The organism is Kitasatospora sp. MY 5-36, assembly GCF_001182915.1.
In the GTDB taxonomy this organism is placed as follows: Bacteria; Actinomycetota; Actinomycetes; order Streptomycetales; family Streptomycetaceae; genus Kitasatospora.
In genome coordinates this window covers 1-337 of record NZ_LFVW01000069.1, presented here as the reverse complement: position 1 = coordinate 337, position 337 = coordinate 1, and the positions used below count along the sequence as shown (strand labels likewise).

Below are 337 nucleotides of genomic sequence, written 5' to 3'. Positions count from 1 at the left end.
CGGACTGGCGGTACCGGGTGTCGTGGGCGCCGGTGGGCGAGTCCGGCGGGGTGCTGACCGGGACGTGGCTGCTGGTCGGGGACGGCACCGACGCGGGCGTCGTGGCGCAGGCGTTGGCGGATCACGGTGCCGATGTCGTCACTGCGGACCGTCCTGACCGGATCGGTCAGACCGTGTCCGCGCTCGGTGATCTGCGGGGTGTGGTGTCGCTGCTGGCGCTGGACGAGTCGCCGGAGGAGGCGGGTCCGTGGGTGTCGCGTGGTGGTGCTGACACGCTCGCGCTGATCCGGACGCTCGATCGTGCCGGGGTTGTGGCCCCGCTGTGGGTGGTCACGCA

At 72.7% G+C, this 337-nt stretch carries 1 protein-coding gene; it reads left to right on the top strand.

Annotation, left to right across the window (positions count from 1 at the left end; genetic code table 11):
* Positions 1-32: 32 nt before the first annotated feature.
* The coding region (locus tag AE652_RS06365) for a hypothetical protein (RefSeq protein ID WP_159028376.1) at positions 33-337 on the top strand (305 nt) is incomplete at its 3' end.